The 25,403-nt window shown below is 65.4% G+C and carries 26 protein-coding genes; 20 read left to right on the plus strand and 6 right to left on the minus strand.

Annotation, left to right across the window (positions count from 1 at the left end; all coding sequences use genetic code 11):
- Positions 1 to 104 precede the first annotated feature (104 nt).
- Entirely contained in the window at positions 105 to 434 is a 330-nt protein-coding gene (erpA, locus tag F8237_RS31860; RefSeq protein ID WP_143845586.1) for an iron-sulfur cluster insertion protein ErpA, read from the minus strand.
- A 123-nt stretch (positions 435 to 557) separates the two neighbouring features.
- On the opposite strand from erpA, the gene F8237_RS31865 reads away from it, so the two are divergent.
- The 12 genes from F8237_RS31865 to surE all read left to right on the plus strand — a co-directional run bounded on the left by F8237_RS31865 (position 558) and on the right by surE (position 12,628).
- Positions 558 to 1,766, plus strand: a complete 1,209-nt coding sequence (locus F8237_RS31865) for a deoxyguanosinetriphosphate triphosphohydrolase (RefSeq protein ID WP_151650047.1) — start codon at positions 558 to 560, stop codon at positions 1,764 to 1,766.
- Positions 1,767 to 1,775: 9 nt separating this feature from the next.
- Positions 1,776 to 3,566, plus strand: a complete 1,791-nt coding sequence (gene argS / locus F8237_RS31870) for an arginine--tRNA ligase (protein ID WP_151650048.1) — start codon at positions 1,776 to 1,778, stop codon at positions 3,564 to 3,566.
- 140 nt (positions 3,567 to 3,706) lie between these two features.
- Positions 3,707 to 5,266 (plus strand): SPOR domain-containing protein, encoded by a 1,560-nt coding sequence (locus F8237_RS31875; protein ID WP_151650745.1) that lies wholly within the window; start codon positions 3,707 to 3,709, stop codon positions 5,264 to 5,266.
- Positions 5,267 to 5,312: 46 nt separating this feature from the next.
- A complete protein-coding gene (nagZ, locus tag F8237_RS31880) occupies positions 5,313 to 6,341 on the plus strand; it encodes a beta-N-acetylhexosaminidase (RefSeq protein WP_151650049.1) in 1,029 nt (342 codons plus the stop codon).
- Positions 6,338 to 7,177, plus strand: a complete 840-nt coding sequence (locus F8237_RS31885; RefSeq protein WP_094890436.1) for a segregation and condensation protein A — start codon at positions 6,338 to 6,340, stop codon at positions 7,175 to 7,177. The genes nagZ and F8237_RS31885 overlap by 4 nt, the downstream gene beginning before the upstream one ends.
- A gap of 21 nt (positions 7,178 to 7,198) precedes the next feature.
- Entirely contained in the window at positions 7,199 to 7,951 is a 753-nt protein-coding gene (scpB, locus tag F8237_RS31890; protein ID WP_162006300.1) for an SMC-Scp complex subunit ScpB, read from the plus strand.
- A 166-nt stretch (positions 7,952 to 8,117) separates the two neighbouring features.
- On the plus strand, positions 8,118 to 8,351 hold the full coding sequence (locus tag F8237_RS31895; protein ID WP_143845580.1) for a twin-arginine translocase TatA/TatE family subunit: 234 nt from the start codon (positions 8,118 to 8,120) through the stop codon (positions 8,349 to 8,351).
- 85 nt (positions 8,352 to 8,436) lie between these two features.
- Positions 8,437 to 8,940, plus strand: a complete 504-nt coding sequence (gene tatB, locus F8237_RS31900) for a Sec-independent protein translocase protein TatB (protein WP_151650051.1) — start codon at positions 8,437 to 8,439, stop codon at positions 8,938 to 8,940.
- Positions 8,937 to 9,749, plus strand: coding sequence for a twin-arginine translocase subunit TatC (gene tatC / locus F8237_RS31905; protein ID WP_151650052.1), 813 nt, complete (start codon positions 8,937 to 8,939; stop codon positions 9,747 to 9,749). The genes tatB and tatC overlap by 4 nt, the downstream gene beginning before the upstream one ends.
- Before the next feature lie 197 nt (positions 9,750 to 9,946).
- Positions 9,947 to 11,278, plus strand: a complete 1,332-nt coding sequence (gene serS / locus F8237_RS31910; protein ID WP_151650053.1) for a serine--tRNA ligase — start codon at positions 9,947 to 9,949, stop codon at positions 11,276 to 11,278.
- 93 nt (positions 11,279 to 11,371) lie between these two features.
- A complete protein-coding gene (locus F8237_RS31915; RefSeq protein ID WP_151650054.1) occupies positions 11,372 to 11,734 on the plus strand; it encodes a hypothetical protein in 363 nt (120 codons plus the stop codon).
- 126 nt (positions 11,735 to 11,860) lie between these two features.
- On the plus strand, positions 11,861 to 12,628 hold the full coding sequence (gene surE / locus F8237_RS31920; RefSeq protein ID WP_162006301.1) for a 5'/3'-nucleotidase SurE: 768 nt from the start codon (positions 11,861 to 11,863) through the stop codon (positions 12,626 to 12,628).
- A 3-nt stretch (positions 12,629 to 12,631) separates the two neighbouring features.
- Here the strand turns inward: surE and F8237_RS31925 are convergent, their stop codons facing one another.
- The gene (locus F8237_RS31925) at positions 12,632 to 13,003 is read right to left on the minus strand and encodes a response regulator (RefSeq protein ID WP_151650055.1); all 372 of its coding nucleotides are present in this window, start codon (positions 13,001 to 13,003) and stop codon (positions 12,632 to 12,634) included.
- Positions 13,004 to 13,230: 227 nt separating this feature from the next.
- Between F8237_RS31925 and F8237_RS31930 the strand changes: the two genes are divergently transcribed.
- Positions 13,231 to 13,881, plus strand: a complete 651-nt coding sequence (locus F8237_RS31930; RefSeq protein WP_151650056.1) for a protein-L-isoaspartate(D-aspartate) O-methyltransferase — start codon at positions 13,231 to 13,233, stop codon at positions 13,879 to 13,881.
- 109 nt (positions 13,882 to 13,990) lie between these two features.
- Positions 13,991 to 15,379, plus strand: a complete 1,389-nt coding sequence (locus F8237_RS31935) for a LysM peptidoglycan-binding domain-containing M23 family metallopeptidase (RefSeq protein WP_151650057.1) — start codon at positions 13,991 to 13,993, stop codon at positions 15,377 to 15,379.
- A 154-nt stretch (positions 15,380 to 15,533) separates the two neighbouring features.
- Here the strand turns inward: F8237_RS31935 and F8237_RS31940 are convergent, their stop codons facing one another.
- Positions 15,534 to 16,526: an ATP-binding protein gene (locus tag F8237_RS31940; RefSeq protein ID WP_151650058.1), complete on the minus strand. Its 993-nt coding sequence runs from the start codon at positions 16,524 to 16,526 to the stop codon at positions 15,534 to 15,536.
- Between the two features lie 182 nt (positions 16,527 to 16,708).
- Here F8237_RS31940 and yajC point away from each other — a divergent pair, with 182 nt between their 5' ends.
- From yajC to F8237_RS31970, 6 genes are read left to right on the plus strand one after another with little or no spacing between them, the layout of a single operon-like run.
- The gene (gene yajC / locus F8237_RS31945) at positions 16,709 to 17,089 is read left to right on the plus strand and encodes a preprotein translocase subunit YajC (protein ID WP_015685917.1); all 381 of its coding nucleotides are present in this window, start codon (positions 16,709 to 16,711) and stop codon (positions 17,087 to 17,089) included.
- 49 nt (positions 17,090 to 17,138) lie between these two features.
- Positions 17,139 to 18,743, plus strand: a complete 1,605-nt coding sequence (gene secD / locus F8237_RS31950) for a protein translocase subunit SecD (RefSeq protein WP_151650059.1) — start codon at positions 17,139 to 17,141, stop codon at positions 18,741 to 18,743.
- Between the two features lie 10 nt (positions 18,744 to 18,753).
- Entirely contained in the window at positions 18,754 to 19,773 is a 1,020-nt protein-coding gene (gene secF / locus F8237_RS31955) for a protein translocase subunit SecF (RefSeq protein WP_151650060.1), read from the plus strand.
- A 60-nt stretch (positions 19,774 to 19,833) separates the two neighbouring features.
- Positions 19,834 to 20,217 carry an Mth938-like domain-containing protein gene (locus F8237_RS31960; RefSeq protein ID WP_015685920.1) on the plus strand — a complete coding sequence of 128 codons (384 nt, stop codon included), beginning with the start codon at positions 19,834 to 19,836 and terminating at the stop codon, positions 20,215 to 20,217.
- A complete protein-coding gene (locus tag F8237_RS31965) occupies positions 20,214 to 21,077 on the plus strand; it encodes a phytoene/squalene synthase family protein (protein ID WP_151650061.1) in 864 nt (287 codons plus the stop codon). The genes F8237_RS31960 and F8237_RS31965 overlap by 4 nt, the downstream gene beginning before the upstream one ends.
- Before the next feature lie 45 nt (positions 21,078 to 21,122).
- Complete coding sequence (locus F8237_RS31970) at positions 21,123 to 22,367, plus strand: threonine ammonia-lyase (protein WP_151650062.1); 1,245 nt, start codon at positions 21,123 to 21,125, stop codon at positions 22,365 to 22,367.
- An 18-nt stretch (positions 22,368 to 22,385) separates the two neighbouring features.
- Here the strand turns inward: F8237_RS31970 and F8237_RS31975 are convergent, their stop codons facing one another.
- From F8237_RS31975 to F8237_RS31985, 3 genes are all read right to left on the minus strand, one after another.
- A complete protein-coding gene (locus F8237_RS31975) occupies positions 22,386 to 23,564 on the minus strand; it encodes an aminotransferase class V-fold PLP-dependent enzyme (protein WP_151650063.1) in 1,179 nt (392 codons plus the stop codon).
- Between the two features lie 97 nt (positions 23,565 to 23,661).
- Positions 23,662 to 24,234, minus strand: a complete 573-nt coding sequence (locus F8237_RS31980; RefSeq protein ID WP_151650064.1) for a CAP domain-containing protein — start codon at positions 24,232 to 24,234, stop codon at positions 23,662 to 23,664.
- A 71-nt stretch (positions 24,235 to 24,305) separates the two neighbouring features.
- Positions 24,306 to 25,400, minus strand: a complete 1,095-nt coding sequence (locus F8237_RS31985) for a serine/threonine protein kinase (protein ID WP_151650065.1) — start codon at positions 25,398 to 25,400, stop codon at positions 24,306 to 24,308.
- Positions 25,401 to 25,403 lie beyond the last annotated feature (3 nt).

Here is a 25,403-nt window from a genome sequence, read left to right on the forward strand (position 1 = left end):
CCTGTTTTGCCCGACGCGTCAATCGCCATTCGTAAAAGCCGAAATACATCCCGCCGGCCTGCCGGCTACTGTGCATGGGGTTGTTTTTCCGATTTTGAGTCGGATCAGATCGAGAAGCTGGTCCCGCAGCCGCAGGACGCCGTCGCGTTCGGATTGTTGACGCGGAACGAGGCGCCGATCAGATCGTCGACGAAATCGACCTGCGAGCCCGCCAGGAACGGTTGCGAGGCGGAATCGACCAGCACCACGGCACTCTCCTGCTCGATCACGAGATCGTCGTCGGTGCGGGCGCGATCGATGTCGAACTTGTACTGGAAGCCGGAGCAGCCACCGCCCTCGACGGAGATGCGCAGCATCGCGCCTGTGCCTTCGCCCTTGAGGATCTCCCCAATCCGGCGTGCGGCGCGGTCACTGATGGTCACGTCTGTCGTCATGGCTCGTCTCCGATAGGCCCGCGGTCATACCAAGTTCATTTGCCCAATTCATTTGGTATCCCGCGTCCGGCATAGTTAAGTGCAAGGATACGCAGAATCAAATGGATAGGGACTAAATTCGTCGTGTCCGTCGGAATGGCAGCCCCCCGTGCGCCCTATGCCTGCGACCCCGATCGCAGCCGCGGCCGGCTGGTCGCCGAGCCCCCGAGCCGGACCCGCAGCCCGTTCCGCCGGGACTGCGACCGGGTGATCCATTCCACCGCGTTCCGCCGCCTGAAGTACAAGACCCAGGTCTTCGTGTTCCACGAGGGCGACCATTACCGCACCCGGCTCACCCATTCGCTGGAGGTGGCCCAGATCGCCCGGGCGCTGGCCCGGCAGCTTGGGCTCGACGAGGACCTCACCGAAACGCTGGCGCTCGCCCATGATCTCGGCCATCCGCCGTTCGGGCATGCCGGCGAGCGGGCGCTGGACGCCTGCCTGAAGGATTTTGGCGGCTTCGACCACAATGCCCAGACGCTCCGCGTCGTCGCCTCGCTCGAGCACCGCTATCCCGAGTTCGACGGGCTCAACCTGACCTGGGAGTCGCTGGAGGGGATCGTCAAGCACAACGGCCCGCTGACCGATCGCAGCGGCGCCCCGGTCGGGCGCTATCGCGAGCATGGCATTCCCGTCGGCATCGCCGACTACACCAGGACATACGACCTCGAACTCTGGAGCTTCGCGTCTCTCGAAGCGCAGGTCGCCGCGATCGCCGACGACATCGCCTATGACGCCCACGATATCGACGACGGGTTGCGCGCCGGCCTGTTCCACCTCGACGACCTCAAAGTGATGCCGCTCACGGCGGAGATCATCGACGAGACTTCCGCGCATTACCCTGACCTCGAAGACGTCAGGCGCGGTGCCGAGCTGGTGCGCGAGCTGATCTCTCATTTGATCGGCGCGGTGTTCGCGGAGGCGCAGAAGAACCTCGCCGCGGTCAAACCGCAATCTGCCCAGGACGTGCGCCAGCAGAGCCGGGCGCTGGTCGTGTTCCCCGCTGAGGTCGCCGAGGAGGAGGCCGCCATCAAGCGCTTCCTCTATCAGCATATGTACCGCCACAAGCGGGTGATGCGGGTGATGGGGGAGGCCGAGCAGATCCTGTTCGACCTGTTCGCGAAATACCTGAAGGTGCCGGCCGAGCTGCCGCCGGAATGGCTGGCGGGGGCGGCGGCGGACGACGAGGGCGACCGGGCCCGGCGGATCGGCAATTTCATTGCCGGAATGACCGACCGTTTCGCCCTAACCGAACACCAGCGGCTCTTTGACTCGACCCCCGATTTGCGTTAGGCGGCGGCCATGCCCGACACATCCTCATCCCTGCATTTGTTCGCCGACGTGCTCACACGCGTGCACGCCGCCTGCCGCGCGCTCGCGGCGGACGCCAGCTGGCCCGAGGGCATCGATTTCTCGCGCGTGGTGGTCGAGCCGCCGCGCGATGCCTCCCATGGCGACATGGCGACCAACGCCGCGATGGTGCTTGCGAAAGAGGCAAAGGCCAAGCCGCGTGATCTCGCCGAGCAGATCGCCGAGCGGCTGCGCGCTGATGCGCTGATCGCCAAGGTCGACGTCGCCGGTCCCGGCTTCATCAATCTGACGCTGCAGCCGGCCGCCTGGGCCGAGGCGCTGCGTACCGTGCTGCGTGAGGGGGCCGACTACGGCCGCGTCCGGGGCGGCTCCAAGGTCAACGTCGAATACGTCTCGGCCAATCCGACCGGGCCGATGCATGTCGGCCATTGCCGTGGCGCCGTATTCGGCGACGCGCTGTCGAGCCTGCTGGATTTCGCGGGGCACGACGTGACGCGCGAATATTACATCAACGATGCCGGCGCACAGGTCGACGTGCTCGCGCGGTCAGCGTTCCTGAGGTATCGCGAGGCGCTCGGCGAGGATATCGGCGCCATTCCGGAAGGCCTCTATCCCGGCGACTATCTGAAACCGGTCGGGCATGCTCTTGCAAAGGAACACGGCGACAAGCTCCGCGCGATGAGCGAGGCGCAATGGCTGCCGACGGTGCGCGCCAAGGCGATCGCGATGATGATGGACGAGATCAAGGGCGATCTCGGCGCGCTCAACATCCGCCACGACGTGTTCTTCTCGGAGCGTTCGCTGATCGAGAGCGGCAACAACAAGGTCGCCGAGACCATCGATTTCCTCAAGGCCAAGGGCGACATCTACGAGGGGCGCCTGCCGCCGCCGAAGGGCGCACCGGTCGAGGACTGGGAAGACCGCGAGCAGCTGCTGTTCAAGGCGACCGCCTACGGCGACGACGTCGATCGTCCGCTGATCAAGTCGGACAATTCCTACACCTACTTCGCCTCCGACATCGCCTACCACAAGAACAAGTTCGACCGTGGTTTTGCGGAGATGATCGACGTCTGGGGCGCCGATCATGGCGGCTATATCAAGCGCATGCAGGCGGCGGTGAAGGCGACGACCTCCGGCAAGGGCGCGCTCGACGTCAAGATCGTCCAGCTCGTGAAGTTGCTGCGCAACGGCGAACCGGTGAAAATGTCGAAGCGGAGCGGGGACTTCGTCACCTTGCGTGAGGTGGTGGATGAGGTCGGCCAGGACGCCGTCCGCTTCATGATGCTCTACCGCAAGAACGACGCGGTGCTCGACTTCGACCTCGCCAAGGTCATGGAACAGTCGCGCGACAACCCGGTGTTCTATGTGCAGTACGGCCACGCCCGCGGCCACTCCATCTTCCGCAATGCGCGGACGGAAGTGTTCCCGGATTTGCCCGAGGACTCGGACAAGCGGATCGCCTGGCTCGGTGAGTCGGCGGTAGAGCGGCTGTCAGACCCCGTCGAGCTTGACCTGCTCAAGCGTCTCGCAATTTATCCGCGCCTGCTGGAAGCGGCCGCCGCGGCCCATGAGCCGCACCGTATTGCCTTTTATCTCTATGACTTAGCGAGCGAATTTCACGCACTTTGGACGAAGGGGCGGGATTTGCCCTATTTACGCTTCATTATCACTAATGATGCAGAGCTAACGAAGGCGCGGCTGGCCATGGTCCAGGGCGTCGTCTCTGTCCTGGCATCGGGCCTCGCCATCCTCGGCGTCCATGCTCCGGACGAGATGCGGTAGTTTGGGGCGAACTACTTAAGGGGAATTTGGGGGTAACCGGCAGAAGCCGGATCGCTTAGACTTTGTTCAAAGCCTTGTGGGTCGAAGGCCGTGCCTTGGTCGAGGGGCGCGCGGCTTTCCCGAAGGGACGCATCATCACGATGGCCGAACGATATCAGGACAAACGATTTCCTTCCGACGACTATGGTCGCGGTGGCGACCAGCATGGCAAGGCGGAAGCCGATCCCTTGGCCGAGCTCGCCCGCCTGATCGGACAGACCGATCCGTTCGCGGCGCAGGGGCGGCCCAGTGCACCTCCGCCGGCTGCTCCAGCGCCCACCCAGAACTATCAGGACGACGATTATCCGCAGGACGACTATCAGCAGGATTACGCCGAGCAGGCCCCGCCGCCGCCCGGGCCGCCCTCATGGATGCGGCGCGCCAACGTGCAGCCGGCGCCAGCGCCTGAGCCCGACTATCCAGTCTCCGTGAACCCGGTTCATCCATTGCATCGCTATTCAGCCCAGCCGACGGCGCCCGAGCCTGATTTTCATCAGCCGCAAGCCTATCAGGACCAAGCCTATCAGGATCAGGCGTATCAGGGGCATACGCTCCAGCCGCAGGATCAGGCGTACCAGGAGCCAGCCTATCAGGAGCCGTATCAGCAGCCCGATCCGGCGCGCTACGACGATGCGCTCTACGGACGGCTTGAGGCGGGCGAGCAGGACTATCAGCGCGATCCTGCCTTTCCCGACGATCCCTACGCCTTTCAGAGCGATTATCCCGAGGCGGATCTCGACGAGCCGAAGAAGCCGCGCGGCGGCATGATGACGGTCGCGGCGATCCTCGCGCTCGCCGTGGTCGGCACCGGTGCGGCCTTCGCCTACAAGACCTATGTCGGGTCGCCCCGCAGCGGCGAGCCGCCGATCATCAAGGCCGACAACACGCCAACCAAGATCGTGCCGGCGCCGACGGACTCCGCGGGCAAGGTGCCCGATCGCATGGCGAGCGGCGATGGCTCCGAGAAGATCGTGCCGCGCGAAGAGGCACCCGTCGACGTCAACGCCAGGGCGGGCGGTCCTCGTGTCGTGTTTCCGCCGCTGAACCAGAATGCGAACCCGCCGCCAGTATCGAGCGTCTCACCGTCCGCGGCGTTGCCGCCGGGCGCAGGTTCGCAGCCGAGCAACGGCACGTTGCCGAACAACTCGCCGCGCCCGGTCAGGACCGTGGCCGTGAGAGGCGATCAGACCGATAGCGCCGTGCCGCAGTCGGCTGCGGCCAAGCCGGCCACTGCACCGAAGCCCGTGGCTGCGCCCGCAGCGCCGCGCAATCCGCCGACCTCGGCCAATGCCAGCGCCAATCAGCCGCTCTCGCTAGCCCCGCAATCGGCGCCCGCGGCCGAGCCGCCGCAGCGGATGGCCGCAACCAACCCGACACAGCTCGCACACGCCAGCAGTGGCAGTGGCGGCTACGTCGTGCAGGTCTCCTCGCAGCAGAGCGAAGACAGCGCGGCTGCGTCCTACCGCGTGCTTCAGAGCAAGTATGGCAGCGTGCTGGGCTCCCGCTCGCCTGTCATCAAGCGGGTTGACCTCACCGACAAGGGCAAGGGGGTCGTCTACCGCGCCTTCGCTGGGCCCTATGGATCGGCCGAGGAGGCGACGCAGGCCTGCAACAGCCTGAAGTCTGCGGGCTTGTCGGCCTGCTTCGTCCAGAGGAATTAACGGCCGTTTCCTTGACCCCCTCGCGGGGCAGGGTTAATCGGCCCTTATGAGCACGCGGGCCTTCATTACCGGCGTAACCGGAACGGAACTGACCGCCGCCGAGCGGGAGTTTATCCGTACCGAGCGCCCATGGGGCTTCATCCTGTTCAAGCGCAATGTCGCGACACCGGCTCAAGTTGCTGCATTGGTTGCGGAATTGCGGGCAGTGGCAGGGGCCGCTGACGCGCCCGTCCTGATCGATCAGGAGGGTGGACGGGTGCAGCGGCTGGGTCCACCGCACTGGCCGGTGTACCCGCCGGGCGCCGTTTTCGCGAATTTGTATGACATTGATTCGGCGCTCGGGGTCACCGCAGCGCGTCTCAGCGCGCGGCTGATAGCGGCGGATCTCGCCGATCTCGGCATTACCGTGGATTGCTTGCCGCTGGCTGATGTCCCGGTCGCGGGCGCAGACGCGGTCATCGGCAACCGGGCCTACGGCACCGAGCCGGGCAAGGTTGCCGAAATTGCCCGCGCCGTCACCGAGGGCCTGGAGCAGGGCGGTGTGCTGCCGGTGCTCAAGCACATCCCCGGCCACGGCCGGGCCACCGCCGACACCCATTTCAAGCTGCCGACGGTCGATACGCCCTGGGACGAGCTCGAACGGACCGACTTCGCCGCGTTCAAGCCGCTGGCGGACCTTCCGATGGCCATGACTGCACATGTTGTGTTTAGCGCGGTCGACCCCGCCCATCCGGCGACGACTTCTGCGACAATGATCGCTCAGGTGATTCGCGGCGTGATCGGGTTCCAGGGTTTGTTAATGAGTGATGACGTGTCGATGAACGCGCTGTCGGGGAATATCGCCGAGCGGACCCGCGCCATCTTCGCGGCCGGCTGCGACGTCGCCCTGCATTGCAACGGCAACATCGAGGAGATGCGCGAAGTTGCCGGCCAGACGCCTGAATTGTCCGGCAAGGCGCTGGAGCGGGCGAACGCCGCGCTCGCCGCACGCAAGGCGCCGCAGCCATTCGACCGGGCAGCCGCACGCGCCGAACTGGACGCATTGATCGCACGGGCAAACACGGCATCCGCATGACCGCAGAAATCCTATCGTTTGAAACCGGGCGGCCCGCAGAGCTCGCCGAGGGTGAGCCGGCGTTGGTGGTGGACGTCGAGGGCTATGAGGGCCCGCTCGACCTGCTGCTCGCGCTGGCGCGGCAGCAGAAGGTCGACCTCGCCAAGATCTCGATCCTGGCGCTGGCCGACCAGTATCTCCACTTCATCGAAGCCGCGCGGAAGATCCGGCTCGAGCTTGCCGCCGACTATCTCGTGATGGCGGCCTGGCTCGCCTTCCTGAAGTCGCGTCTGCTGCTGCCGGAGCCGCCGAGCGCGGAAGGTCCGAGCGCGGAGCAGATGGCAACCGCGCTAGCCAACCGCCTGCGCCGGCTGGAAGCCATTCGCGAAGCCGCCAACCGTCTGATGAACCGACAGCAATTGCTGCGCGACATCTTCCCGCGCGGCGAGCCCGAGCAGATCGCCGAGATCAAGCATCCGAAATATACCGCGACGCTGTACGACCTGCTCACCGCCTATGCCTCGCAGCGCCAGTCGCGCGTGCTGGCGAGCGTGCATCTGGCCAAGCGCACGGTGTGGTCGCTCGCCGAGGCGCGCGCCACGCTGGAGCGGTTGGTCGGCAGCATCAGCGAACAGGATGACTGGGGCGTGCTCGACGACTTCCTGGTCCGCCACGTCGCCGATCCGACGCAGCGCGCGACGGTGTTCGCCTCGAGCTTTGCGGCGGCGCTCGAGCTGGTGCGCGAAGGTCAGCTCGAATTGAACCAGAAAGAGGCGTTTGCGCCGATCTATTTCCGCAAGGGGCGTCCCAAGCCTGTTCCGGACGCAGCTCCTGCGCCCGACGCGCCGGTCGCTTAAGTGCAAGAAGGAGAATCTGCCATGGCAAGCCTGGCTGAAGTGCGGGTCGACGAGGCCGAGCCGATGGAGAACGAATCCCAGGCGCGTCCCGAGGAATTGCGGCTGCTGGAAGCGCTGCTGTTTGCGTCGAGTGAACCTCTGGATACCGCGACGCTGGCCAAGCGCATGCCGGAGGGCGTGGACGTCAAGGCCGCGCTGGAGCAGCTGCAGGCCGACTACTCCCTGCGCGGCGTGAATCTCGTGCGGGTCGCCAACAAATGGACCTTCCGCACCGCGGGTGATCTGGCCTGGCTGATGACGCGGGAGAGCACCGAGACCCGCCGGCTGTCGCGCGCCGCGATCGAGGTGCTCGCGATCATCGCCTATCACCAGCCGGTGACGCGCGCCGAGATCGAGGAGATCCGCGGCGTTGTCACGTCGAAGGGTACGCTCGACGTGCTGCTGGAGACCGGCTGGATCAAGCCACGCGGCCGGCGCAAGACGCCCGGCCGTCCCTTGACCTTCGGAACAACCGAGGACTTCCTGTCGCAGTTCACCCTGGAACAGCTCGGCGACTTGCCGGGTCTGGAGGAGCTGAAGGGCACGGGTCTGCTGGATTCGCGGCTGCCGACCGGCTTCAGCGTGCCGACGCCGTCGGATGACCCGCAGTTGCGCGAAGACGAGGATCCGCTGGAACCCGGCGAGGAGCTCGATCTGGCGCTGGCGCCTGCGGTCGAGCCCGAGACGCCTGAGGAGGCGCCGGAAGGCGGCAATGAGGGCGGCAGCGAGGACTGACGTCCCGGCCTTTCTCAGGTCCCCTGCGACAGGTTAACACTAGCAAGATTACGTAGCGCCAACAGCGAATTGGCGCTGCCTTGGTCCTTGTTTTTGACACCTGCCAAGCCTACGTTCCGGTCAAGATCGGCCGGGTCCCGGCCATGGTTGTTTGGAGGGTTGCAGGATGGGTTCGCTTAGCATTTGGCACTGGATCCTGGTGATCGCAGTCGTCCTGCTGCTGTTCGGCCGCGGCAAGATTTCGGATCTGATGGGCGACGTGGCGCAGGGCATCAAGGCGTTCAAGAAGGGCATGCAGGACGACGACAAGGTCGCCGACAAGCCCGAGCCGGCCAAGTCCATCGAGCACACTGCCGCGCCGACCGCGGCACGGTCCGACGTCGGCAGCAAGGCCGTCTGAGCCAAAGCGTGGACGGACGCGGACGGCCCCCGATCCTGCGCGGAGAGGATTGGGCCGGTCGCGGCTGGCCTGAACGGAAGACCTCATGTTCGACATCGGGTGGAGTGAACTGGTCCTGATCGGGGTCGTGGCCTTGGTCGCCATCGGCCCGAAAGAGCTGCCGGGCGTGCTGCGCATGGTCGGGCAGTGGATGGGCAAGGCCCGCAAGATGGCCGCCGAATTCCAGGGTCAGTTCCAGGAAGCGATGCGCGAGGCCGAGATGGCCGACCTCAAGAAGAGCTTTGACGAGGTCAAGGAAGCCGCCTCCGGCTTCGCCGGCAACAATCTGATGACCTCGCTCCAGAAGGACGTCAGCGACGCGCTCCGCGTCGATCCGCTGGACAAGCCGGCCGAGACGCCCACAACCGCTGTTGTCGAGCCTCCGGTGACGCCAACCACCCCCGAAGCGCCGACACCGGAAACCTTCGTGGAAGCCGAGGCGCATGCGGCGGTGAGCGAGCCGCTCGCGATCACGCGTGAGATCGAGCAGGCGCAGGTCGCTCAAGACACCGTGCCACCCGAAGCGATCAAGGACGCCAAAGCGTCATGAGCGACGCCGATATCGAGGCCAGCAAAGCCCCTTTGATGGACCATCTGATCGAGCTGCGTTCGCGGCTGATCAAGGCGCTGCTCGGCTTTGGCGTGGCCTTCATCCTGTGCTTCTTCTTCGCCAAGCAGATCTACAACGTGCTGGTCTGGCCGTTCGTGTGGGTCGCGGGTCCGGAGAATTCCAAGTTCATCTATACGGCGCTGCTGGAATATTTCATCACCCAGCTCAAGCTCGCGCTGTTCGGCGCCGGCTTCATCTCGTTTCCAATCGTCGCGACGCAGATCTACAAATTCGTCGCGCCTGGCCTGTACAAGCACGAGAAGAACGCCTTCCTGCCGTATCTGGTCGCGACACCATTCTTCTTCGTGCTGGGCGCGGCGCTGGTCTATTTCGTCGTGCTGCCGATGCTGGTCCGCTTCTCGCTCGGCATGCAGCAGGCCGGCAGCGATGAGACCGCGCAGATCCAGCTGCTTCCCAAGGTCGGCGAATATCTGTCGCTGATGATGTCGCTGATCTTCGCGTTCGGCATCGCCTTCCAGCTTCCGGTGATCCTGACGCTGCTCGGCCGGATCGGCATCGTCTCGGCAAAAATGCTGCGCGAGAAGCGGCGCTATTTCATCGTGATCGCCTTCGTCATCGCGGCCGTGTTGACGCCGCCCGACATATTGAGCCAGTGCTCGCTCGCGATCCCCTTGCTCCTGCTGTACGAGGGCTCGATCATCGCGGTGGGGATGGTGGAGAAGAAGGCGGCGGCCGCGCAGACCACCCCCGGCACCGACGTGTCGACGCCGGCCAATCCGGCGGAGTAGGGGCCACAACCGCGGTGTCATTCCCCGCGAATGCGGGGAATCCAGTACGCCGTTGCCTCTCGGAGAATTACCGGCGTCTCTGGAATACTGGATCGCCCGCTTTCGCGGGCGATGACAGCTGTGCTAGGGGGAAGCCCGTCAGTGTAAACATACAACGTTGACGTTGACTGTTTGCACGCTGCTCCAGGACCACGGCCATGCACGACATCAAATCGATCCGCGACAATCCGCAAGCCTTCGACGCCGGCCTTGCCCGGCGGGGTCTGAAGCCGTTGTCGGCCTCGCTGCTCGCGATCGACGAGAAGCGGCGTGCGGCGATCCTGGCCTCGGAGCAGGCGCAGGCGCGGCGCAATGCGGCCTCCAAGGAAATCGGCGACGCCAAGAAGGCGAAGGACGAGGCGCGCGCGGCCAAGCTGATGGCCGAGGTCGCCGAACTCAAGACCACGATGCCGGAGCTCGAGGCCGCCGCGAAGGCTGCCGACGAGGAGCTTGCGAAAGAGCTGTCCGCCATTCCGAACATTCCGTTCGACGAAGTGCCTGACGGTGTCGACGAACACGGCAACGTGCAGCACCATGTGTTCGGCAACAAGCGCAACTACAGCTTTGCGCCGAAGCTGCATGACGATCTCGGCGTCGCGCTCGGCTACATGGATTTCGAGGCGGCGGCAAAACTCTCCGGCGCGCGCTTCGTCGTGCTGAAGAAGGGGCTGGCGCGGCTCGAACGCGCGATCGGCCAGTTCATGCTCGACCTGCATACGACCGAACACGGCTACACCGAGATCAACCCGCCGCTCCTCGTGCGCAACGAGGTGATGTTCGGTACCGGGCAATTGCCGAAATTCGAGGACGATCAGTTCTGGGCGATCAGCGGCGAACTGCTGGCTGCACCTGATCTTGAGCGGCTGAAGACCGAACGCCTCGGCCTGATCCCGACCGCGGAAGTCTCGCTGACCAACCTGGTGCGCGAATCCATTCTCGACGAGAAGCAATTGCCGATGCGGCTGACCGCGCTGACGCCATGCTTCCGTGCCGAAGCGGGCGCGGCCGGGCGCGACACCCGCGGCATGATCCGACAGCACCAGTTCACCAAGGTCGAGCTGGTCTCGATCACGACGCCCGAGGCGAGTAAGGACGAGCTGGAGCGGATGCTGTCCTGCGCCGAACAGGTGTTGCAGAAGCTCGACCTGCATTATCGCGTGATGACGCTATGTGCAGGGGATATGGGCTTTTCGTCGCAAAAAACCTATGACATCGAGGTCTGGATGCCCGGGCAGGGCGACGGCGGCATGTTCCGCGAGATCTCGAGCTGCTCGATCTGCGGCGACTTCCAGGCGCGGCGCATGGACGCGCGCTCGCGCGGGCCGGACGGCAAGCCGCGCTTCGTGCACACGCTGAACGGCTCGGGCACCGCAGTCGGTCGCGCGCTGATCGCCGTGATGGAGACCTATCAGCAGGAGGACGGCTCGATCGCGGTCCCCAGCGTGCTGCAGCCCTATATGGGCGGCCTGAAAGTGGTGGCGCGCGACTAATCGCGTTGCCAGTCTGAAACGCGGAAACGTTTGGTTGCGTAGATCGGGCGGCCGGCTATCCTGCTGGCCACCCGACAACGCGAACCACCGTGCATGGCTTTACACCGCGACATCTTCTGGGTCGGCAGACAATGGGCGGTGACGGGTGCCGGCATCCAGGCCGTCGACCAGCGGCTGCGCGGCGTGCTCGACATCGATGTCGCGCGGCTATGGGACGACGCTCTGGTGCAGAGCCGGCGCGCCAAGCCGGGAGTCAACGCTGCGGATTTCGACAAGGCCCTGACGATGGCGCGCGAACGCTTTCCGCAGACGGTGGAGGCGGCTCCGATCGTGGCGCAGCTGGAGGCGCTCGGTGTCATCGAGGCGCCCGTCGTGTGCCCGGTCGTTCCGGCGATGACGCTGCGTGCCGAAGGCCGGCTCGCGCGCTTCCTGCCGCAATGGCGCATCCGCCGTTAATGCGGCACCTCGCTCGTCCAGGGTAGCGTGCTGCGCCGCCGCAATGACCTGGCTCCCGGGTTGCCACCGGTTTGCCTCCCCGGCCATAGACGGATAAGACGGCCCAAACAGGAATTGATCTTTCGCATGCGCATTCTCTGCACCAATGACGACGGCATCCACGCTCCCGGCCTCAAGGTCGTGGAGGAGATCGCCAAGGCGCTGTCCGACGACGTCTGGGTGGTCGCGCCCGAGCTCGACCAGTCCGGCGTGTCGCATTCGCTGTCGCTGAACGATCCCTTGCGCCTGCGCGAGGTCGGTCCGCGGCACTTCGCCGTGCGCGGCACGCCGACCGACTGCGTCATCATGGGCGCGCGGCACATCCTGGGCACCCAGCCGCCGAACCTCATCCTGTCCGGCGTCAACAAGGGCCGCAACGTCGCCGAGGACGTGGTCTATTCCGGCACCATCGCCGGCGCTCTGGAAGGCACCATTCTGGGGCTGCCGTCGTTTGCGCTGTCGCAGGAGTTCAGCGTCGAGACCCGCGACCGTCCGCCGTGGGACACCGCGCGCAAGTTCGGGCCCGACATCCTGCGCAAGGTGATCGCCGCCGGCATCCCGAGGGACACCGTCATCAACGTCAATTTTCCGTCCTGCGCGCCGGAAGACGTGCTCGGCATTCGCGTCACGCGCCAGGGCAAGCGCAATCTCGGTTTCCTCCGGATCGACGAGCGCAGGGACGGCCGCAACAATCCCTATTTCTGGATCGGCTTCGAGCGCGCCGCGATGATGGATACGCCGGCTGAAGGCACCGATCTGGCAGCCCTCCGCGAGCGCTACGTCTCGGTCACGCCGCTCAGGCTCGACCGCACCAACGAGGCGTTTTCGGAAGCGCTGAGCGCGACGCTGAAGTAATCGCTAGCCGCCGCGAAGCGCGGCTTCGATGGTCTTGCCGAGCGCGTCGAGCTGGAATGGCTTCTGAAGCGCCGGCCGGTCGCGGTACTGCTCGGGCAGGCCGGAGGAGCCGTAGCCGGTGGCGAAGATGAACGGGCAGCCCTTCGCCTTGATCAGGTCGGCAACCGGCGAGATGACCTTGCCGTTGACGTTGACGTCGAGGATGGCGATGTCGAACTGGGTCGCTTCGGCAAGCCGCATGGCCTCGGCGACATCGCCGGCTTCAGCCGCCACCTTGTAGCCGAGCTCTTCGAGCATATCCGCGACCATCATCCTGATCATCACCTCGTCCTCGACGAGGAATACAGAGCGGCCCGAAAGCCCTGTCGCGGTCATTGTCGTTGAGTCCTTGCCCATTTGTGGAAAACGTTCGCAGATAACGCGAATCGACGCAATGCGCGTTTCGGCGAACGATCGAAAATGGCCCTTGCGGCTAACCCGCCGCAAGCCAATTTGTGGTCAAATACAGCAGGCAAAGGCTATCATGGGTTCCTTAGCAGGAACAAGATTCTTGGACCGGGCTTTGGGCTCCGCAAGCGACGATCCGGACGACACAAACAGCGATGACCTCCAATCAGCCTCCGCCGGAAAAGATGATGTTTCAGCTCTCGCTGAGGCGTCGGGGCATCAGCGACCAGGCGGTGCTTCGGACCATGGAGGAGGTGCCGCGCGATCAGTTCGTCGAGGAGGCCGATCGCGAGGGGGCCTATCGTGACAGCGCGCTGCCGATCGCCTGCGGGCAGACCATCAGCCAGCCCTTCGTCGTCGCCTACATGACCGAGCAGCTCCAGCTCCAGAAGCAGCATCGCGTGCTGGAGATCGGCACCGGCTCCGGCTATCAGGCCGCCGTGCTCTCGCGGCTCGCCGGGCAGGTATTGACGGTGGAGCGCTACCGCAAGCTGGCGGACGTCGCGCGCGCCAGGATCGAGAAGCTCGGCTACCACAATGTCGAGGTGATGCTGGGCGACGGGCTCAATCTGCCCGCCACTATCGGTCCGTTTGACCGCATCATCGTCACGGCCGCGATGGAGCAGATCCCGGAGAACCTGGTCGAGCGGCTCGAGGTTGGAGGCATCCTGATCGCGCCGGTCGGTCCGCATCAGGGCGTGCAGACGCTGATCCGGCTGAGCCGGACCGAAGCCGGGATCGAGCGCAAGGAACTCGTCGAGGTCCGCTTCGTGCCGGCGCTGCCCGGCGTGGCGCGGGAGCTGTAGATTTCCGGACTGGCTGTGCGGCCAACATCTTATTGGGAGGGTTAAGCCGTTATTTACTCGGCGCGTGTTTACTTAAAAGACCAGTTCTGTTGCGTACGAGTGAGTAACCATGTCAGTTGTCGCCGAGTTGCTTTACTCGCGCCGCGTGCCGCAGGTTGCGGTGCTGGCGCTGATCTCGTTCAGCTTTGCAGGGTGCAGCGCCGACATGCAGTCGCGGCTGTCCCAGTCGAATTTCTCCAATCCCTTCTCGTCTGATCAGACCGGCACGGTGCAGCAGGCGCCGCCCGCGCAGCGTGAGCTGCCGCAATATTCGCGGCCGCAGACGCAGCCCGGCTATTATCAGTCGCAGCCCTTGCCGCCGCCTTCGGTATCCGCGCCGCAATCCTATCCGGTCGCTGCAGGTGGCGGCGTGTCCGGAGGTGGCCGCGGCGTGAGCTCCTACGCGCCCCCGGCGCAGCCGCATCTGGAGACCACGGCCACCGTGCCGCCGCGCTCGGTCGCGGCTGCCCAGCCAGCGGGCGGGACCAAGATCATCGTCGGCACCAGCGACACGCTCGACGTGCTCGCCAAGCGCTATCACGTCACGCCGCAGGCGATCATGGCGGCTAACGGCTACAAGGGCCCGCGCGCACTCTCGCCCGGCCAGCAATTGATCATCCCGCATCCGGGCGCGACCGCTGCTGCGCCCGCGCCGGTGTTGGCTCCCGTCGCGGCGGCTCCGGCGCCTGCTGCCAGGCCGGTTGCAGCCATGGCTGCGCCGTCGAGCATGCACTTCATCAACCGCGGTGATACGCTCGCCAGCATCGCGCGCAAGAACCACATCTCCGCGGCTGAACTTGCCCGCGCCAACGGTCTCGATCCCTCGGCGAAACTCAAGCTCGGCGCCAAGCTGACCGTGCCAGGTGCAAAGACTGCCGCTGTCGCAGCGCCGGTTGCTCCCGTCATGGCTGCTCCGGTCGCCGGCACGCTGCAGCCCGTTGCTGCTGCTCCCGCGCCTGCCACCAAGATGGCTTCCGTCGTGGCGCCGGTGCAGAGCGCGCGCCTGGCTCAGGCTACGGCCAATGTCGAAGAGAAGCCGGCCGAGGCGCCGGCAAAGGCTGCGGAAGCCACCGGCGCGCTGCCGACCTTCCGCTGGCCGGTGCGCGGCAAGGTGGTCACGAGCTACGGCGCCAAGACCAACGGCAAGTCCAATGACGGCATCAATCTCGCGGTGCCCGAGGGTACGCCGGTCAAGGCGGCTGAAGACGGCGTCGTTGCCTATTCCGGCAACGAGCTGAAAGGTTATGGCAATCTGGTCCTGGTTCGGCACTCCAACGGCTACGTCACCGCATATGCCCATGCGAGTGAGCTGATGGTGAAGCGCGGCGATACCATCAAGCGCGGTCAGGTCATTGCCAAGTCGGGTCAATCCGGGGAGGTGGCGTCGCCGCAGCTCCACTTCGAGATCCGCAAGGGATCGAGCCCGGTTGACCCGCTTCAATTCCTGAACGGGGCGTGAGGCCTAATTTGCCTCCACGCTGAAGCTGTCGTCGTCCGGCTTGACCGGGCGACCCAGTACGCCGCGGCCCCTCGATTGATCACAAACGTCTCTGCAATACTGGATCGCCCGCCTTCGCGGGCGATGACAGTTGTGAGTGCGGCTGCAGTTCGGGCTACGTCCCCGTCAGCTTGACGCCCAGCCGTCCCGCAAGCTCCTGCACGAACTGCCAGGCGACACGGCCCGAGCGCGAGCCGCGCGTCGTCGACCATTCCAGCGCCTCTCGCTCCAGCGCCTCGTCGTCGAGCTTGACGCCGAAATGGCTACAATAGCCGCGCACCATGGCGAGATATTCGTCCTGGCTGCAGCGGTGGAAGCCGAGCCACAGGCCGAAGCGATCCGACAGCGAGACCTTCTCCTCGACCGCTTCGCCGGGATTGATCGCGGTCGAGCGCTCGTTCTCGATCATCTCGCGCGCGAGCAGATGACGGCGGTTCGAGGTGGCGTAGAGGACGACGTTCTCGGGCCGGCCCTCGATGCCGCCTTCGAGCACCGCCTTGAGCGACTTGTAGGACGCATCATTGCCGTCGAAGGAAAGGTCGTCGATGAACACGATGAAGCGGAAGGATGAGGCGCGCAGCTGCTCCATCAGAGCCGGCAGGCTCTCGATGTCCTCGCGGTGGATCTCGATCAGCTTCAGTCTGTCGGAGGCCTTGCGCTCCGCGTTGATGGTGGCATGCGCAGCCTTCACCAGCGACGACTTGCCCATGCCGCGCGCGCCCCAGAGCAGGGCGTTGTTGGCGGGCAGGCCATTGGCGAAGCGCTCGGTGTTCTCCATCAGGATGTCGCGCATCCGCTCGACGCCCTTGAGCAGGAACAGCTCGACGCGGCTGACGCGCGGCACCGCCGCAAGGCGACCGTCGGGGTGCCAGACATAGGCATCCGCTTGCCGGAACGACTCGCGTCCGGCGGCCGGCTTGCCCTGGGCTGCGAGATGCGCCGCGATGGTCTCCAGCGCGCGGACGATGCGGTCCTGGGCGAGGGCGGGGGTTGCCTTGGAAGCTGCCTTGGAGGCCACCGTGGGGCGTTTTGCCGCGACGCGGGCGGGCTTCCTGGCAGGGGTACGGGGGCCTTTGCCGGCCGGGCTTTTGCTTGGTTTTCTGGGCATGTCCGAAGTTCCTGAGAATGCAGCCTTATCGGGCCTGAGGCCGCGCCGCAAGGTGACCAAAAGGGCGGTCTGGCAGCGTTGCAATTGGGACGGTGGCCGCTATAGTCCGCGCGAATTTGACCGAACCGGTCGCCTTTGAGGGCCTGACCGGCTTTCCCCCGTTTCCACGAGGATCGTTCCGAATGCTGATTACCCCTGCGTATGCCCAGGCCGCGGGCGCCGGCGACACCAACAGCATGTTGATGTCGCTGCTGCCGTTCGCCCTGATCTTCGTGATCATGTACTTTCTGATTCTGCGCCCGCAGCAGAAGAAGGTGCGCGACCACGCCGATCTCGTGAAGAACATCCGCCGCGGCGACACCGTCGTGACCTCGGGCGGCCTCGTCGGCAAGGTCACCAAGGTCGTCGACGACGACCAGATCGAGTTCGAGATTGCCGACGGCGTGCGGGTGCGGCAGATGCGCTCGATGGTCTCCGGCGTGCGCGCCAAGGGCGAGCCGGCGAAAGACAGCTCGAAGGAAAGCGCCAAGGAAAACGCAAAGGACGACGCCGCGTCGAAGTGAGCACTTCCGCGAGTCTCTCCCCAGTCTCCTGATCTGACAGGTCCAGTCGATGTTGTATTTCACGCGGTGGAAGGCGCTGGGGATTATCCTGACGGCGCTGATCGTGTGCCTCTGCGCGGTCCCGAATTTCTTCCCGGAGTCGCAGGTCAAGACCTGGCCCGCCTGGGCGCAGCGTCGGCTCGTGCTCGGCCTCGACCTCCAGGGCGGCTCCTATCTGCTGCTCGAGGTCGATTCCGCCTATGTGAAGAAGGAGCGGCTGGATCAGGTTCGCGACGACGTCCGCCGGACGCTGCGTGATGCCAAGATCGGCTTCACCGGCGGCGTCACCGTGCGCAACGACGCGGCCGAGGTTCGCATCACCAAGGAAACCGACGTGCAGCCGGCGTTCGCCAAGCTGCGCGAGCTGTCCCAGCCGCTGGGCGGCCTGATGGGATCCAGCGGTCAGCGCGACCTCGAGGTGACCGATGCCGGCGGCGGCGTGATCCGGCTGACCGTCCCGCAGGCCGCGATGCTCGACCGCATGCGCAAGACCATCGAGCAATCGATCCAGATCGTGGAACGCCGCGTCAACGAGCTCGGCACCGTCGAGCCCGTGATCCAGCGCCAGGGCAACGACCGCATCCTCGTGCAGGTCCCGGGTCTTCAGGACCCGACGCGCCTCAAGAAGATACTCGGCGAGACCGCGAAGATGGAATTCCGCATGGTCGACACGACCGTGTCGCCGGACCAGGCCCAACAGGGCAGGTTGCCGCCGGAATCCGAGTTGCTGATGAGCGCGTCGCCGCCGCCTACGCCCTATGTGGTGAAGAAGCAGGTGCTGGTCGCCGGCGGCGATCTGATCGACGCCCAGGCGACCTTCGACCAGCGCACCAGCGAGCCGGTCGTCAGCTTCAAGTTCAATACGTCGGGCGCGCGCAAGTTCTCGCAGGCTACACAAGAGAATGTCGGGCTGCCGTTCGCGATCGTGCTCGACAACAAGGTGATCTCTGCACCCAGGATCAACGAGCCGATCACGGGCGGGCAGGGACAGATCTCGGGCAGCTTCACGGTCCAGTCCGCCAACGATCTGGCGATCCTGATGCGCGCCGGCGCGCTGCCGGCGCCGCTGACCGTGGTCGAAGAGCGCACCGTCGGTCCGGGCCTCGGCCAGGACTCGATCGAGAAGGGCGAGCTTGCGGCTTACGTCGGCTCGATCCTCGTCGTGATCTTCATGCTGTTGACCTACCGGCTGTTCGGCGTGTTCGCCAACATCGCGGTGGCCATCAACGTCGCCATGATCTTCGGCCTGCTGTCGCTGCTCAACGCCACGCTGACACTGCCCGGCATCGCCGGCATCGTGCTCACCGTCGGCATCGCGGTCGATTCCAACGTGCTGATCTACGAGCGTATCCGCGAGGAGCTGCGCGGTGGCCGCAACGCGATCTCGGCGATCGACGCCGGCTTCAAGCGGGCGCTGGCGACCATCCTCGATTCCAACATCACGACTTTCATCGCCGCCGCCGTGCTGTTCTACATCGGCACCGGCCCGGTACGCGGCTTCGCCGTGACGCTCGGCATCGGTATCATCACCACGGTGTTCACCGCCTTCACCCTGACCAGGCTGATCGTTGCCTGGTGGGTGCGGTGGAAGCGGCCCCAGAACGTGCCGATCTAGGAGCCTGATCGTGACTCAGACCGTTCTCATCGGGCTCGGCGTCCTCATCGCCATTCTCACCGTGGTCGCAGCCCTCGGCCTGCTGCCGTCGCTGCGTATCGTCCCGGACGACACGCATTTCGACTTCACGCGCTTCCGCCGCATCAGCTTCCCGATCTCGGCGGCGCTGTCGATCGTCGCCATCACGCTGTTCTTCACCCACGGACTGAACCTCGGTATCGACTTCAAGGGCGGCACGCTGCTGGAGGTACGGGCCAAATCCGGCGCCGCCGACATCTCGGCGATGCGCACGACGCTGGAAGGCTTGCGTCTTGGCGAAATCCAGCTGCAGCAATTTGGCGGCCCCGAGAACGTCTTGATCCGCGTCGCCGAACAGCCCGGCGGCGACAAGGCGCAGCAAGATGCCGTGCAGAAGGTGCGCACCGCTCTTGGTGATTCCATTGAATACCGCCGGGTCGAGGTGCTTGGCCCGCGCGTCGCCGGCGAGCTGCTTGCCTACGGCATGCTCGGCCTGATGCTCGCGATCGTCTCGATCCTGATCTATCTCTGGTTCCGCTTCGAATGGCAGTTCGCGCTCGGCGCCATGATCGCGAACGTGCACGACATCGTGTTGACGATCGGCTTCATGTCGGTCAGCCAGGTCGATTTCGACCTGACCAGCATCGCCGCGCTTCTGACGATTCTCGGCTATTCGCTCAACGACACCGTCGTCATCTACGACCGCATCCGTGAAATGCTGCGGCGGTACAAGAAGATGCCGATGCCGCAGCTGCTCAACGAATCGATCAACTCGACGCTGTCGCGCTCGATCATCACCCACTTCACGGTGACGCTGGCGCTGCTCGCGCTGCTGCTGTTCGGTGGTCACGCTATCCACAGCTTCACCGCGGTGATGATGTTCGGCGTGGTGCTGGTCGGTACCTACACCTCGATCTTCATCGCGGCTCCGATCCTGATCTATCTCGGCGTCGGCGAGCATCGCGAGGATGCGCCCGATACGGCTACGCCGGCGAAGAAAAACAAGGCATGATCCGAACCGCACGCCCTCGCATGAGTTTGCGAGGGCAGTAAGCTCATTCGGACGAGGCTGATGGCCGGCGATCCCAACGCACCACATTTCCCGCGCTCAGCGCCAATCGAGGCCTACGGCAAGGGCGGCTTTGCCTTTGCGGGCATGTCGCATCGCGGCTCGCTGCTGTGCCTGCCGGACGCGATCTGGGCCTGGGACGTGACCGACCCGGCGAAGATCGATCGCTATTCGCTGGATCGGGTGTTCACGGCCGCAAACAGCATCGACACGCTTCTGATCGGCACTGGAACCGGCGTCTGGCTGCCGCCGCCTGAGCTGCGCCAGGCCTTGAAGGCGGTGAGGGTGGTACTGGACACCATGCAGACCGGCCCCGCCGTGCGCACTTACAACATCATGATCGGCGAACGCCGGCGCGTCGCGGCCGCGCTGATCGCCGTGCCATGAGCAGCGCTGCTGTTCCGGCCGATTCCGTCACCTTCTGCGCCGATCTCGTGCGCAGTCATGACTTTCCGCGCTATGCCGCGACCCTGTTCGCGCCGGCCACCGAGCGCCGCGCGCTGCTGGCGCTCTATGCCTTCAACGTCGAGATCGTCCGCGTCCGCGACCAGGTGAGTCAGCCACTGCCCGGGGAAATCCGCCTGCAATGGTGGACCGACATGCTGTCGGGCCAGGTCCATGGCAGCGCCGAGGGCAATCCGGTAGCGGCCGAGCTGCTGCGTGCGATCCGCGATTTCGACCTGCCGGTCGAGCCGCTGTCGCTGCTCGCCGACGAGCACCAGTTCGATCTCTACAACGATCCGATGCCGACGTTGACGGCGCTGGAAGGCTATCTGGCGGCGACCTGTTCGGCGCTGTTCGCGCTCGCGGCGAGGATCATGGCGCCGCCTTCGGAGGCAGCCGAGCATCTGGCAAGGCATGCCGGGCTGGCCCAGGGCATCGTGCAGATCGTCACGAGCCTGCCGCGCGATGCTGCGCACCGGCAGTTGTTCCTGCCGCAGCAGCTTCTGACGAGCCATGGCTGCAGCATGGAGGACGTGTTCGCCGGCAATGAGAGCGCCAAGCTCGATGCCGTGCTGGACCAGCTCATCGGCGAGGCGCGGCAACATTTGACCACCGCCTTGTCGCTGTTGGCGGAGGTGCCGGTATCGGCGCGGCCTGCGTTTCTGCCGCTCGGGCAGGTTCGGGCCGACCTCAAGCGCCTGTCGCAGCCGGGACGTCATCCGTTTACACCGCAGCCGTCGTCGCGGCTGCGCACGCTCTGGACGTTGTGGCGGGCGTCACGATCGCGGGAATTTACCAAATAGAGGTTGGCTTATCGCCTCGATTTGCCAAATGCTCTATGCTGTTCCATGGCCGAGTTGTCCCAAAGCATGTCCTCCGATCCGAGCGATTTTCCGGTCGCACCTGATGACATTCGTGCCGCCGCCGAGACCATCCGGGGCGCTGTCGTCGAGACGCCTTGTAGCTACAGCCGGACGCTGAGCAATATCTGCGGCTGCGACATCTGGCTGAAATTCGAAAATCTCCAGTTCACGTCCTCGTTCAAGGAGCGCGGCGCGCTCAATCTCCTGACCGCACTGACGGCGGAGGAGCGTGCGCGCGGTGTCATCGCGATGTCGGCCGGCAACCATGCGCAGGGCGTCGCCTATCACGCCAAGCGGCTCGGCATTCCCGCCACCATCGTGATGCCCGTGGGCACGCCGATGGTGAAGGTCGAGAACACCAGGCACCACGGCGCCGAGGTGGTGGTGACGGGCGCGACGCTGGAGGAGGCGGCCGCGTTCGCGCGCAGCCACGGCGAAGCCCGCGACATGATCTTCGTCCATCCTTACGACGATCCGCTTGTCATCGCGGGGCAGGGGACGGTCGGGCTCGAGATGCTCAAGGCCGTACCGGAGCTCGACACGCTGGTCGTCCCGATCGGCGGCGGCGGCCTGATCAGCGGCATCGCCATCGCCGCGAAATCGATCAAGCCCTCGCTGCGGATCCTGGGCGTCGAGGCCTGGCTCTATCCCTCGATGTACAATGCCATCCATGGTGGCACTCTGCCTGCGCGCGGCGATACACTCGCCGAAGGCATCGCGGTGAAATCGCCGGGCAAGATCACGACCGAAATCGTCCGGCGCCTTGTCGACGACATTGCGCTCGTGAACGAAGCCGAGCTCGAGCGCGCGGTTGCGACCCTGATCTCGATCGAGAAGACCGTCGTGGAGGGCGCCGGCGCCGCCGGCCTCGCCGCGCTGATGTCCGATCGCTCCCGGTTCGCCGGCCAGAAGGTTGGCCTGGTCCTGAGCGGAGGCAATATCGACACGAGGCTGATCGCATCGGTGCTCACGCGCGAACTGGCCCGCGAGGGACGGCTGACCCAGCTGTCGCTCGACATCCCCGATCGGCCGGGCCAATTGGCCGCGGTGGCCGCGCTATTGGCCGAGGCCGGCGCAAACATCATCGAGGTCTCGCATCAGCGGACCTTCTCCGACCTTCCGGCCAAGGCGACTCTGCTGCAACTCGTCATCGAGACCCGCGACAGCGCGCATCTCGACGAGGTCATGACACGGCTCAGTGCATCCGGATTGAGCGCGCGCTGCACCTGAGTGGCGCGCGGCCATGCGCTACCGCGGCGCCAGGCCCGCCAGATGGCCGATCAGCCGATCGATCTCGGCTTCCGTGTTGTAGTAATGCGGTGAGGCGCGCATGAGCGGCGGCAGCGCGCGGACTTCGGCATCGATGCGTGTGCTCGCGGGATCCGAAGCGCCGATGATGATGCCGGCGGCGGCTGCGCTTTTGACAATGGCGCCCGCCTCATGCCCATCGACCGTGAAGCTGACGATGGCGCCCGGACGTCGACCGAGGTCGCGAATTGTGACGCCGCGAATGGAGGCGAGGCCGCCGCGCAGACGGTCCGCAAGCAGTCGGCAGCGCTGCTCGATGGGACCCATACCGATGTCGAGCGCGTAATCGACGGCCGCGCCGAGTCCAAGCCGGGCGGCGTAATTGTTCTCCCAGGTCTCGAAGCGGCGTGCGTCGTCGCGCAGCCGATATTGATCGCGCGAGACCCATGGTGCCGCGAAGTGGTCGATCATCGGCGGCTCGAGTCGCTGCAGCAGCGCCCGGCGGACATAGAGAAACCCGGTGCCGCGCGGGCCGCGCAGGAATTTGCGGCCGGTGGCCGACAGCATGTCACAGCCGATGGCTTCGACGTCCACCGCCATCTGGCCGACCGCCTGACAGGCGTCGAGCAGATAGGGAATGCCCCGCGCTCGCGCGATCCGGCCGATCGCCGCCGCCGGATTGACCAGTCCGCCATTGGTCGGAACCCAGGTGATCGCGATGAGCTTCACGCGCTCGTCGATCATGCGCTCCAGCGCGCCGATATCGAGCTCTCCGCTGGCGTCGCTCGGCACGACGTCGATGACCGCGCCCGTGCGCTTGGCGACCTGAAGAAAAGCGACATAGTTGGCCGCATACTCTGCCTCGGCGGTCAGGATACGGTCGCCTTGACGAAATTGAAGCGCGTAGAACGCCATCTGCCAGGCAACGGTGGCGTTCTCCACGAGTGCGATTTCATCGGGCGCGGCATTCAGAAGTCGGGCTACCGAGCCATAGACCGCTCCGAGCCGATCGGACTCGCGGTCGGCGGCGGCGTAGCCTCCGATCTCGCTCTCGAGATCGATGTGCTGCTTCATCGCCTTAACGACGGGTGCCGGCATCAGAGCCGCGCCCGCATTGTGGAGATAGGCAAGCCGCGAGGTGGCTGGCGTGTCGGCCCGAATTCGGTCGATGTCGATCAAGGACGCCTCTACCTTTCGCGATGCTTCTGCATGAATTAGGCGCAGTCGAGAAGGCTAGCAAGACGGCGGGCCGCAAGGGACAATGCCCGGTTTCGTCTCAGATGCAGAGCCCGAGCAGCTTGACGTGGCAGCTGCTCGTTTTCGGCTTGCGGGCGGGCGCGGCCTCGCGCTTCACCGCAACCAGCGGCTCGGTGTCCTTCTTGCCCTTGCCCTTCTTTGGCTCGTAGTCGCCGGCGATCACCATCGCCCAGTAAGTGCGCTTGCCGCTGGCGTTCCTGGCGTTCGCGATTCCGACGCGGGAAGCGTTGTGCAGCAACAGGTTCTTGCGGTGCCCGGACGAGTCGATCCACTGTCCCAGCGTCTTCTCGAAATTGTCGTAGCCATAGGCGATGTTCTCGGCGGCGCGGCCCGCGCCGGCCGGCGCGACGCGGCGATTGAACGGGCCAAGTGCATCATGGCTGAGGTCGTCCTTCGCCGCCATCGCGCGGGCCTGATCCATGGCAATGCGATCGAGGGTGGCATCGCGCACCACGCGGACTTCACCATGCTTGAGGCGGAAGCTGGAGATCAATTCGGCCGGGGATTCGGCCATCGCGGGCGCTGCCGCAAGCAGAACAAGGCCGGCGATCATGCCGCCAACCACCCGATGTGTCGTTCCCTGAGTACCCATAAGCCCGCCAAGCCGCATGATCCCAGCTTCTCTATCGCCAATGTGGAGGCTTCATGGCGCGGACCACGGAGCTAGCTCGCCGGCAGGTCCGCCTCGAAATTGAAGCGGTCGCGCAGATTCTTGCGCTGCTCCAGGATGTCCTTGAGGAACGCGCGGTCCTGGTCGTTCTTCATCATCGGCTCGATCAGATCGAGCTGGTTCATGGCGACCAGCTGCAGGATCTCGGTGCGGGGCTTGCCGCTGCTGTCGCGCGGCAGCGCATGCACGACCTGGATGTGTTCCGGCGGCTTCGGGCCCTTGACGGCGGCAAGCTCGTTGTGGAGCTGGCCTTCAAGCGCAGCCTGATCGCCTTCGACGAACGCGTAGAGCCCGACGCCGGACCGGCGATCGGCGAACGCGACGATGGCCGTGTCGCGCACGGCCGGGTTCTTGCGGATCAGTTCCGCCAGCACCGGGGCATCGTTGACAAGCCGGCGGCCGCCGCCCTCACGGTCGGTGAAATTGAACAGGCCGCGTGTGATCGCCCGGTAGACCTTCTTGCCGGTGGCGAGCCACAGGCTCGCGGCGAAGGATTTCTTCGCCAGGATCTTGCGCTCGCGCGGTGTCAGTGCTTCGGGTGCGTAGGAGCGCTTGTGCTTGAGCAGATGCCGGAGATCTTCATAGGCCAGGATGCGATAGAGCCGGCCGCGCCGTTCGAAGCAGGCCGCGAGCTGGAAGTCGGTGACATAGGCGTGGCCGTCGCGTCCAACCAGCCAGTTCTGTTCCTTGGCCAAATCGTTGTGGCAGATGCCGGCACGGCGCAGCCTGCGCAGCGCCGCCTTGGCCGAGCGGAAATAGGCGAGGTCGCCATGTGGTTTTGCCAGATGCAGCGCGACGCCGTCCACGAAGCCGCGCACCAGCGCCCGGCGGCCGGCCCACAGCAATTCGGGACCGACGTTCAGGCCCTTGGCCAATCTCAACGCATACTTCTCGCGCGCGAACAAATGCCGCGCCAGCAGGAACGACCACCACGGCACCTCGTCAAGCCGGCGCAGCACGGCGTCGACCTCGCCATTGTCACTACGAAAGCGGCCGCGCTCGACGGTCGAGAATACGTCGCGCTTGAGCAGCACGCCCTCGGTCCAGCGCGCCGACAGTGTCGCGGCGTCGTCTTTCGGGAGACTCATGAG

Origin of the sequence: Bradyrhizobium betae, assembly GCF_008932115.1 — a bacterium.
Lineage (GTDB): Bacteria > Pseudomonadota > Alphaproteobacteria > Rhizobiales > Xanthobacteraceae > Bradyrhizobium > Bradyrhizobium betae.

Excerpts from the sequence above, each read along its gene's own strand:
- erpA (WP_143845586.1), bottom strand. The coding sequence starts at position 434 with ATGACGACAGACGTGACCATCAGTGACCGCGCCGCACGCCGGATTGGG.
- argS (WP_151650048.1), top strand. The coding sequence starts at position 1,776 with ATGCCCGACACATCCTCATCCCTGCATTTGTTCGCCGACGTGCTCACA.
- F8237_RS31875 (WP_151650745.1), top strand. The coding sequence starts at position 3,707 with ATGGCCGAACGATATCAGGACAAACGATTTCCTTCCGACGACTATGGT.
- nagZ (WP_151650049.1), top strand. The coding sequence starts at position 5,313 with ATGAGCACGCGGGCCTTCATTACCGGCGTAACCGGAACGGAACTGACC.
- F8237_RS31885 (WP_094890436.1), top strand. The coding sequence starts at position 6,338 with ATGACCGCAGAAATCCTATCGTTTGAAACCGGGCGGCCCGCAGAGCTC.
- scpB (WP_162006300.1), top strand. The coding sequence starts at position 7,199 with ATGGCAAGCCTGGCTGAAGTGCGGGTCGACGAGGCCGAGCCGATGGAG.
- F8237_RS31895 (WP_143845580.1), top strand. The coding sequence starts at position 8,118 with ATGGGTTCGCTTAGCATTTGGCACTGGATCCTGGTGATCGCAGTCGTC.
- tatB (WP_151650051.1), top strand. The coding sequence starts at position 8,437 with ATGTTCGACATCGGGTGGAGTGAACTGGTCCTGATCGGGGTCGTGGCC.
- tatC (WP_151650052.1), top strand. The coding sequence starts at position 8,937 with ATGAGCGACGCCGATATCGAGGCCAGCAAAGCCCCTTTGATGGACCAT.
- serS (WP_151650053.1), top strand. The coding sequence starts at position 9,947 with ATGCACGACATCAAATCGATCCGCGACAATCCGCAAGCCTTCGACGCC.
- F8237_RS31915 (WP_151650054.1), top strand. The coding sequence starts at position 11,372 with ATGGCTTTACACCGCGACATCTTCTGGGTCGGCAGACAATGGGCGGTG.
- surE (WP_162006301.1), top strand. The coding sequence starts at position 11,861 with ATGCGCATTCTCTGCACCAATGACGACGGCATCCACGCTCCCGGCCTC.
- F8237_RS31925 (WP_151650055.1), bottom strand. The coding sequence starts at position 13,003 with ATGACCGCGACAGGGCTTTCGGGCCGCTCTGTATTCCTCGTCGAGGAC.
- F8237_RS31930 (WP_151650056.1), top strand. The coding sequence starts at position 13,231 with ATGACCTCCAATCAGCCTCCGCCGGAAAAGATGATGTTTCAGCTCTCG.
- F8237_RS31935 (WP_151650057.1), top strand. The coding sequence starts at position 13,991 with ATGTCAGTTGTCGCCGAGTTGCTTTACTCGCGCCGCGTGCCGCAGGTT.
- F8237_RS31940 (WP_151650058.1), bottom strand. The coding sequence starts at position 16,526 with ATGCCCAGAAAACCAAGCAAAAGCCCGGCCGGCAAAGGCCCCCGTACC.
- yajC (WP_015685917.1), top strand. The coding sequence starts at position 16,709 with ATGCTGATTACCCCTGCGTATGCCCAGGCCGCGGGCGCCGGCGACACC.
- secD (WP_151650059.1), top strand. The coding sequence starts at position 17,139 with ATGTTGTATTTCACGCGGTGGAAGGCGCTGGGGATTATCCTGACGGCG.
- F8237_RS31960 (WP_015685920.1), top strand. The coding sequence starts at position 19,834 with ATGGCCGGCGATCCCAACGCACCACATTTCCCGCGCTCAGCGCCAATC.
- F8237_RS31965 (WP_151650061.1), top strand. The coding sequence starts at position 20,214 with ATGAGCAGCGCTGCTGTTCCGGCCGATTCCGTCACCTTCTGCGCCGAT.
- F8237_RS31970 (WP_151650062.1), top strand. The coding sequence starts at position 21,123 with ATGGCCGAGTTGTCCCAAAGCATGTCCTCCGATCCGAGCGATTTTCCG.
- F8237_RS31980 (WP_151650064.1), bottom strand. The coding sequence starts at position 24,234 with ATGGGTACTCAGGGAACGACACATCGGGTGGTTGGCGGCATGATCGCC.
- F8237_RS31985 (WP_151650065.1), bottom strand. The coding sequence starts at position 25,400 with ATGAGTCTCCCGAAAGACGACGCCGCGACACTGTCGGCGCGCTGGACC.